6 protein-coding genes, 1 rRNA gene and 1 other RNA gene are annotated in these 6,897 nt (G+C 60.8%); 3 read left to right on the forward strand and 5 right to left on the reverse strand.

Going from position 1 to position 6,897, the window contains the following annotated elements:
* Positions 1-5 precede the first annotated feature (5 nt).
* Complete coding sequence (locus ACTHJ1_RS02920) at positions 6-989, forward strand: sterol desaturase family protein (RefSeq protein ID WP_440187413.1); 984 nt, start codon at positions 6-8, stop codon at positions 987-989.
* A gap of 49 nt (positions 990-1,038) precedes the next feature.
* On the opposite strand, the gene rnpB is transcribed toward ACTHJ1_RS02920, so the two are convergent.
* Positions 1,039-1,443: RNase P RNA component class A (rnpB, locus tag ACTHJ1_RS02925), an RNA gene on the reverse strand.
* A 114-nt stretch (positions 1,444-1,557) separates the two neighbouring features.
* Between rnpB and ACTHJ1_RS02930 the strand changes: the two genes are divergently transcribed.
* Positions 1,558-3,369 (forward strand): ATP-binding cassette domain-containing protein, encoded by a 1,812-nt coding sequence (locus ACTHJ1_RS02930; protein ID WP_440187416.1) that lies wholly within the window; start codon positions 1,558-1,560, stop codon positions 3,367-3,369.
* Between the two features lie 101 nt (positions 3,370-3,470).
* On the opposite strand, the gene pyrC is transcribed toward ACTHJ1_RS02930, so the two are convergent.
* A complete protein-coding gene (gene pyrC / locus ACTHJ1_RS02935; RefSeq protein ID WP_440187419.1) occupies positions 3,471-4,535 on the reverse strand; it encodes a dihydroorotase in 1,065 nt (354 codons plus the stop codon).
* A 55-nt stretch (positions 4,536-4,590) separates the two neighbouring features.
* Complete coding sequence (locus ACTHJ1_RS02940; protein WP_440187422.1) at positions 4,591-5,784, reverse strand: M20 aminoacylase family protein; 1,194 nt, start codon at positions 5,782-5,784, stop codon at positions 4,591-4,593.
* 151 nt (positions 5,785-5,935) lie between these two features.
* On the opposite strand from ACTHJ1_RS02940, the gene ACTHJ1_RS02945 reads away from it, so the two are divergent.
* Positions 5,936-6,214: an SWIB/MDM2 domain-containing protein gene (locus tag ACTHJ1_RS02945; protein WP_440187425.1), complete on the forward strand. Its 279-nt coding sequence runs from the start codon at positions 5,936-5,938 to the stop codon at positions 6,212-6,214.
* 137 nt (positions 6,215-6,351) lie between these two features.
* On the opposite strand, the gene ACTHJ1_RS02950 is transcribed toward ACTHJ1_RS02945, so the two are convergent.
* Together ACTHJ1_RS02950 and rrf are read right to left on the reverse strand one after the other, a co-directional pair.
* Positions 6,352-6,717, reverse strand: coding sequence for a DUF4870 family protein (locus ACTHJ1_RS02950; RefSeq protein WP_440187428.1), 366 nt, complete (start codon positions 6,715-6,717; stop codon positions 6,352-6,354).
* Between the two features lie 96 nt (positions 6,718-6,813).
* Positions 6,814-6,897 (reverse strand): 5S ribosomal RNA (rrf, locus tag ACTHJ1_RS02955); the annotation flags it as partial.

The following is a 6,897-nucleotide window of genomic DNA, read 5'->3' on the forward strand; positions in this document are numbered from 1 at the left end:
CGCGCATGCACAGCCTGATCTCCCTGCTCGATGACGCCGTCGGCGCGGTACAGACCTGGACGTTCGTCGACCTGGTGCAGCCGGTCATGTACAAGTTCGGGTTCATGGGTTACGACGAAGATACCTATGACGCGCTCTACTGGGTCATCGTCAATGTGTTTCAAGTCCTGGCAAGCTACGCCCTGCTGCGTCCCCTGGAAGCCTGGCGTCCGCTCGAAACCTGGCGCGATCGCACACAGACCCGCTCCGACATTCTCTACACCTGGATCGCCAAGCTGGGCCTGCTCAAGATCGTGTTCTTCTTCATGCTGCAGCCCCTGTTCAACCATCTGCAAAGCATGGTTTCGGTCTACAACATACCTAATGTCGAACTGGACCGACTCTGGCCCGGCATCACCGACCAGCCGCTTGTCGCCTTCCTGATCTACCTGGTTGCGCTGGATTTCGCGGGTTACTGGTACCACCGGCTGCAGCACGGCATCGGCGTATGGTGGGAGCTGCACGCGGTGCATCACAGCCAGCGGCAGCTCTCATTGTGGAGCGACGACCGCAACCACTTCCTCGACAGCATTCTGCAGGCGACTTTCTTTGCCGCAATCGCGCTGTTCATCGGCGTGGAGCCCGGACAATACGTGGTCCTGGTGGCCGTGGGCAACTTCCTGCAAAGCGTGCAGCACGCCAACACCCGCCTGCCTTTCGGTCGGGCATTGGAGCGCGTACTGGTCAGCCCGTCATTCCATCGCCGCCACCATGCCCTGGACATTCCTCTGGGAAAAAAAGGCGGATGGAATTTCGGCATCCTCTTCCCTTGGTGGGACATGATCTTCGGTTCGGCCGACTGGACTCACGGCACAGACCCTACGGGCATCCGCGAAGAACTGCCCGCGCCCCAAGGCAAAGGGCGTTCCTATGGCAAGGGAGTATTGGGGCAACAATGGCTGGCCATGGTGCGCATCGCCGACCACCTGCGGCCTCGCCGCACCGCATAAAGAAAATGGCAACTCAGAAAAAACGCCGCGTCAGCGGCGTGTTTCGAAAAAGCAGAACAGATCTATAGGCCGGATTCTGTACGTCGGGTTTCCCCGGCGGGCAATCATTCCTCTGCGCCAGCCATTGCTGGCTGGCTCTAGCCATCTACCCGCATGCTCGAGCGAGCCGCCCTTTCCGGCCGAAACCGTGCGCATGCCTATTTGATGTTGCTCCGGATAGAGGTTGCCGCGTTTCACCCTGCAATGCCGCCGCCCGTTGCCGGTCGGCGCAGCACGGAGATGGCCGTGCCGGTGCGCACATGCATGGCATGCGCGCCCGCTTCGCAGACTCGTCTCTGTGGCCCTATTCCTCGTACGGCCTAAACCGAACGGACGGCCGTTAGCCGCTATCCCGCCCTGAGGAGTCCGGACCTTCCTCGATAGGTTGCCCTACCGCGATTGCCCGATCTGTTCTGCGGGAGAGATTTTACAATAGCGCCTCACACGCCCCACGCCATGCCTACGGTTTGCTGCCCCGACAGGGTCTAAGCCCGGAGACAGCCAGGGGCTGAACAACTCGACTTACGACATGGCAGCCGCAACCCTCATCACCCTCACCGACGTCCAACTGGCCTATGGTCACCATCCGCTGCTCGATCATGCCGACTTTGCCATCCAGCAAGGTGAGCGCATCGGTCTCATCGGCCGCAACGGCGCCGGCAAATCCTCGTTGCTGAAACTGCTCGACGGCCGCACGCAACCCGACGACGGCGACCTGGCCCGCAGTTCGGGCTTGCGCGTCGCCACGGTCGAGCAGGAGCCCGATCTTGACGAAGACGCCACGATCTACGACGCAGTCTGCGAACCCGAGACCTATGCCGAAGACTGGTCCAGGCCGGCACGTGTGCGCGCCACGCTCGAGCGTTTGGGCCTGCCCGGCGAGCTTGTCGTCTCAGGCCTTTCGGGCGGTATGCGCAAGCGCGTGGCCCTGGCACGCGCGCTTGCCGACGATCCCGATCTGCTTCTGCTCGACGAACCGACCAACCATCTGGACTTCGACGGCATTGCCTGGCTCGAAACTCTGCTGCGAAATTGGAAAGGTGCAGCCGTCATCATCACGCACGATCGGCGCTTTCTCGACGCTGTCGCCACCCGCATCGTCGAACTCGACCGGGGCAAATTGCTGAGCTTTCCCGGCAATTTTTCGCAATGGCAGGAACGCAAGGCGCAGTGGCTGGAATCCGAGCGGCTCGAACAGGCCCGCTTCGACAAGCTCCTGGCCCAGGAAGAGGTCTGGATACGCAAAGGCATCGAAGCGCGCCGCACCCGCAACGAAGGCCGCGTACGCCGCCTGGAACAGCTGCGCGTCGAGCGCGCCGAACGCCGCGAACGCGTCGGCAATGTCAACCTCGCCCTGGCCCAGGGGCAGCGCTCGGGCAAACTGGTGGCCGAGCTCAAGCACGTCTCCAAATTCTATGGCGATCGCCGCATCGTCCACGACTACTCCACCACCATTCTGCGCGGCGATCGCATCGGCCTGGTCGGCCCCAACGGCGCTGGCAAGACGACGTTGCTGCGCATCATCCTGGGCCTGCTCGAGCCCGATAGCGGCACGGTAAAACTCGGCACCAACATTTCGGTCGCCTATTTCGACCAGATGCGCGACCAGCTAGACGAAAACGCCGTCCTGGCCGACGTCATCAGCCCCGGCAGCGAATGGGTGGAAATCGGCGGAACACGCAAGCACATCATGAGCTATCTGGGCGATTTCCTGTTTTCACCCGCGCGCGCCGGCTCCCCCGTCAAAAGCCTGTCGGGAGGCGAACGCGCCCGCCTCCTGCTCGCCCGACTTTTTGCCCGCCCCGCAAACGTGCTGGTTCTGGACGAGCCTACCAATGATCTCGACATCGAGACACTGGAACTGCTGGAAGAACTGCTGCAGGAGTACACCGGCACCGTACTGCTTGTCAGCCACGATCGCGCGTTTCTCAACAACGTGGTCACGCAGACGATCGCCAGCGAAGGCGATGGCGAGTGGCGCGATTACGTGGGTGGCTACGACGAGTGGATCGCGCAGCGGCCGGCACGCGTCGACGACAATGCCAAGATCGTCATCGACAAGCCGGATTCCGCACGCAAGACGGAACCGCGCGCCAAATCTGTTCGCTCGGCTCGCCTGAGCTCCTGGGAAGAACGGGAGTTGAACGAACTGCCCGACGCCATTGCGGCGATCGAAGCCAAGCAGACCGCACTATCGGACAGGCTTGCCGATGGCAGTCTCTACCACCAGGCGCCCGAAGAAGCCGCCCGCATCAATGCGGAACTGGAAACGCTGCACGGCGAGCTGGAAGAGAAGTTCGCTCGTTGGGAAATGCTGGAAGCCAAGCGCGAAGCGTCGTGAGCCTTGTCGTCGCATTGAGTTTGCGTTCTTGAGCCGTCGGCGCCAAGACTGCGAAATTGCGCAGGGCAGCCTCGGTGTCTCAAGAACTCAACCAATGAGACTTAGACACCCGAAACCACCCGCCACTTTAGCGACTCCCCCGCTGCCAACGGCACCAGCGTCCCATCCCCGAACGCCACTTCCGCGGGAATCGCATACTCTCCGCGCTCCAGCGTCATGGTGCCGGCATTGCGCGGCAGACCATAGAAATCCGGTCCGTAGAAACTGGAAAAACCCTCGAGCCTGTCCAACTTGCCCACACCGTCGAACGCCGTGGCATAAAGCTCCATCGCATGCAGCCCGGTGTAGCATCCTGCGCATCCACACGCATTTTCCTTGGTGCCGCGCGCATGCGGCGCACTGTCGGTTCCCAGAAAAAACCGCGAACTACCGCTGGTCGCGGCGGCAATCAGCGCCTGCCGGTGCTTCTCGCGCTTGAGAATGGGCAAGCAATACCAATGCGGCCGCACGCCGCCCTGGAATATCGCATTGCGGTTGTACAGCAGATGCTGAGGTGTAATCGTCGCCGCGATAGGGCCGTCGGCATCACGCACATAATGTGCGCCTTCCAGAGTCGTAATGTGCTCGAACACCACTTTCAAGCCCGGATAGGCCTGGCGCAACGGGATCATTACGCGGTCGATGAACACTGCCTCGCGGTCGAACACATCGATCGTGGCGTCGGTCACCTCGCCGTGAACCAGCAGGGGCATCCCGAGTTTTTCCAACGCCTGCAGTGCAGGCCCGCATTTGCCCAGCAAATCAGTCACGCCGGCATCCGAATTGGTCGTGGCACCCGCCGGATACAACTTTACGGCATGCACCATGCCGGATGCGTGCGCGTGCGCGATCTCGTCCGCCGATGTGTTGTCGGTCAGATAGAGCGTCATCAACGGCGTGAACGTGCCAGGCGCGACGCCTGCCTTTGTCAGCGCCTGCACGATGCGTTCGCGGTATTCCAGCGCCTGCGTCGTCGTGGTCACCGGCGGCTTCAGATTCGGCATGATGATGGCGCGCGCGAACTGGCGTGCGCTGTCGCCGACCACCGCTTCCAGCGCCGCGCCGTCGCGCAGATGCAAATGCCAATCATCAGGACGAGTGAGAGTCAGGGTCGAAGCAGCAGGCATGGGATATCCGGATATCTGTCGTTTGGTAGTTGGATGGCGCGTGCTGTTGGGATGATCACTCGTTCAACGGCATGCCGCGCTCGGCCAGCGCGCAGAACATGGCGCTGCCCAGCGGAATCACGGCGTCGTTGAAATCGAAGCGTGGATTGTGCAGTACGCAGCCTTCCTCGGCGCCACCCTGCCCGAGACGGAAATAGGCGCCGGGTTTTTGCTGCAGCATCACGGAGAAATCTTCCGATCCCATGGACGGTGTCAGGTCGCGCACCACGTTTTCCTTGCCGATCAGCTCGGTGGCAATGTCCGCCACCAGGTTGGCATGCTGCGGCGTGTTGATCGTGGCCGGAAACAGTCGCTCGTACTTGATCGTGGCCTTGGCGCCAAAGGCACCCGCGATCGATGTGGCCAGCTGGTTCATGCGCGACTCGATCAGTTCCTGCACCGTTTTGCGGAAGGTGCGCACCGTGCCCACCAGCCTGGCTGTGCCGGGGATAACGCTCATGGCATCCGGATTGCCGGCCTGCATTGCGCCTATCGATACCACAGCGGAGTCCAGTGGGTTCACATTGCGCGACACGATGCTCTGCAGCGCGGTGATCAGATGTCCCGTCACCGTAACCGGATCTATGGTCTGATAGGGGTGCGCACCATGTCCCCCGCGCCCTTCGATCACGATTTCGAACCGGTCGGCTGCGGCCATCATGGGGCCGGGATTCACACCGATCATCCCCGGCTTCAGGCCGGGCCAGTTATGCAACGCATAAATCGCATCGCAGGGAAACATTTCGAACAAGCCGTCGTCCATCATCGCCTGCGCGCCGCCCGTGCCCTCTTCTGCCGGCTGGAAGATCAGCACCGCCGTACCGTTGAAATTGCGCGACTGCGATAAATAACGGGCCGCGCCGATCAGCACTGTGGTGTGGCCATCGTGGCCACAGGCGTGCATAAGACCGGATTTGCTCGATTTGTGGGCAAACGTGTTGTCCTCGCCCATGGGAAGCGCATCCATATCGGCACGCAGCCCTATCATTCGACCGCTGTCGCAATGCTTGCCGCGGATCACGCCCACCACACCTGTCTTGCCTATGCCTCGATGAACCTCGATGCCCAGCGCCTCCAGAGCGCCTGCGACGATGCCGGACGTGCGAACCTCCTCGAATCCCAATTCAGGGTGCGCATGCAGGTCGCGCCGCAGCGCGGTGAGTTCGTCATGGAAGAGTCGAATGGATTCAAGAGCTGTGCGCGCGTACATGTTGAGAGATGGGTCGGCAACGATTGAGAGGGAGAACGACCCCTTATTTTAGTTGCTACAGAGGATAAATGGCTTTGTCTTTAGAGGGTATACACGTTATGCTGCGGCCCGCAGGACAAATTTTCCAACTAGCAGAAGGAGAGCCGGAATCATGGCCACTACCTCCAAGACCGCGACCGCGCGCAAACCCAACGCCGCGTTCATGAAGCCCCTGACCCCGAGCCCCGAGCTGGCCGCCGTTATCGGCGCTCAAGCAGTGCCGCGCACCGAAGTCACCAAGAAGATCTGGGACTACATCAAGCAACATAACCTGCAAGACCCTGCCAATAAGCGCAATATCAACGCCGATGCCAAGCTGCGTCCCATCTTCGGCAAAGACCAGGTCACGATGTTCGAACTGACCAAGTTGGTCAATGCGCATCTGAAGTAATCAGGCAAGGATCGAGCGGACGCTTTCAACCGCCCCGCGACGACTCCTCGATTCAGAACAAAAAAGCCGCGTTGAACGCGGCTTTTTTGTTTGGCATGTCGGGCTTTCGGCCTAAGGCGGCCCGACGCTAGCACGGCTCACGCATAGGCAGAGGGATCTGTTCCCTGTAAGAATGCCAGCCAGCCCTTGATCAGGCGATACAAGGCCCAAACGATCGTGGCCAATACGCCCAGCCAGCCGATGAAGATCAGCGTCAGCACGGCGCTCAGGCACAGCCACAGTATTGACCACCAAAAAGTGCGTAGCAGCCAGTCGAAATGCCGGGCGTAGAGCGTGCCGGCCGCGTCGGCTCTTTTGATATAAATCAGTACGACCGCCGCCAAGGTGGCCACGCCAAGGAAGCCACTGGTCAGGAAGCCCAACGCAAACAGTCCATAAGCCGCCTGCGTCAACAAACGCAGATCAGGCCCAGCGGAGGGTGTGGAAGTGTTCTGATCGCTCACGGTAGCGGCTCCATAATGATGTAGAACGTGGTGATCTTACCGCACAAAGAACAAAGCCCCTCAAACGTAGAGTTTGAGGGGCTTTGAGGGATAAGAGCCTGACGATGACCTACTTTCACAGATGTACATCCACTATCATCGGCGCGGTCTCGTTTCACGGTCCTGTTCGGGAAGGGAAGG

The sequence above is a fragment of the Bordetella sp. genome, assembly GCF_051960075.1.
GTDB lineage: Bacteria > Pseudomonadota > Gammaproteobacteria > Burkholderiales > Burkholderiaceae_B > Bordetella.

Bases quoted from the DNA above. Each gene is read 5' to 3' on its own strand.
- ACTHJ1_RS02920 (WP_440187413.1), top strand. From the start codon at position 6: ATGCACAGCCTGATCTCCCTGCTCGATGACGCCGTCGGCGCGGTACAG.
- ACTHJ1_RS02930 (WP_440187416.1), top strand. From the start codon at position 1,558: ATGGCAGCCGCAACCCTCATCACCCTCACCGACGTCCAACTGGCCTAT.
- pyrC (WP_440187419.1), bottom strand. From the start codon at position 4,535: ATGCCTGCTGCTTCGACCCTGACTCTCACTCGTCCTGATGATTGGCAT.
- ACTHJ1_RS02940 (WP_440187422.1), bottom strand. From the start codon at position 5,784: ATGTACGCGCGCACAGCTCTTGAATCCATTCGACTCTTCCATGACGAA.
- ACTHJ1_RS02945 (WP_440187425.1), top strand. From the start codon at position 5,936: ATGGCCACTACCTCCAAGACCGCGACCGCGCGCAAACCCAACGCCGCG.